We start from the raw sequence: 1068 nt of genomic DNA on the forward strand, positions 1-1068 counted from the left end.
GCGCCCCCGGTGCCGCAGCTGAGTGGCCCCCCCACACCGCGCTCGGAGACCCGCAGCGTGACATGACCGATGCCGTCACGCACCAGGGGCTCGCCCGGCACGACGAACTCGACGTTCGCCCCCGCCGGAGGGATCGGGTCGAGCTGCGGAGAGCGATACAGCTCGAGTGACGCCAGCTCGGCTTCGCTGGCCAGAGCGACGACGACGTGCGGGTTTCCCACATCGATGCCGAGTCCCGGACGCGTCACCGACAGTCCGTCGGCGGTGACGAGCGGGTCTATACCTGAGAGCTTCCACAGGCCGAGGTCGACCTGATAGCCCGTGTCGCTGCTGGTCACATCGCGGACTCCGGCACGGGTTCCGATCGGAAGTGTGGAGCCGGGGTCGATCGTCGCGAGTCCGGAACGGACCAGGTAGTGCGCGAACACGCGAATGCCGTTGCCGCACATCTCGGCGATCGAACCGTCGGCGTTGCGGTAGTCCATGAACCACTCGGCATCGGGCTCCTCGGCGAGCGACGCCTGCCCGTCGTCGATCGCGGCGGACCGCACGACGCGGAGGATGCCGTCCGCTCCGATTCCGAAGTGCCGGTCACAGAGCACAGCGACCTGCTCGGAGGTCAGATCCAGCGCGCCGTCGGGGTCCGCGATGATGATGAAATCGTTGCCCGTGCCGTGCCCTTTGGTGAATGCGACCATGCCACCAGTCTAGGGATGCTGCCTAGGCGTCGACGATCAGACGCTTGCCCGTGTTGGAGACCGAGAACCTCTCGTACCCGAGGCTGTCGTAGAACCTCAGGACCTCGTCGTTGCCTTCTCTGACCATGAGCTGCACCTTGGGACACCCCATGGCGAGCAGCCGTCGTTCGACCTCGCTCACGAGCGACGTCGCGATCCCCTGCTGTCGGTGAGTCGAGGCCGTGGCGAGGTAGTACAGCCACCCGCGGTGGCCGTCGTAGCCGCCCATCGCGGTGCCGACGATACGCGACGTCTCGGGATCGGCTGCCGTCCCGGGGGCGACCGAGAACTCTTCGGCAACCAGGAAGAGCTCGGGCTGGACGAGGAGCTT

The 1068-nt window shown here is 67.1% G+C and carries 2 protein-coding genes; both read right to left on the reverse strand.

The genetic code is table 11. The annotated features are described in order from the left end of the window. Positions 1-698: diaminopimelate epimerase (gene dapF, locus J7E68_RS18195; RefSeq protein ID WP_215174956.1), on the reverse strand; the 698-nt coding region annotated here is incomplete at its 3' end. Between the two features lie 22 nt (positions 699-720). Beyond that, on the reverse strand, positions 721-1068 hold a 348-nt coding region (locus tag J7E68_RS18200), incomplete at its 5' end, for a GNAT family N-acetyltransferase (RefSeq protein WP_215174957.1).

The organism is Microbacterium sp. ISL-103 (assembly GCF_018613995.1).
Lineage (GTDB): Bacteria > Actinomycetota > Actinomycetes > Actinomycetales > Microbacteriaceae > Microbacterium.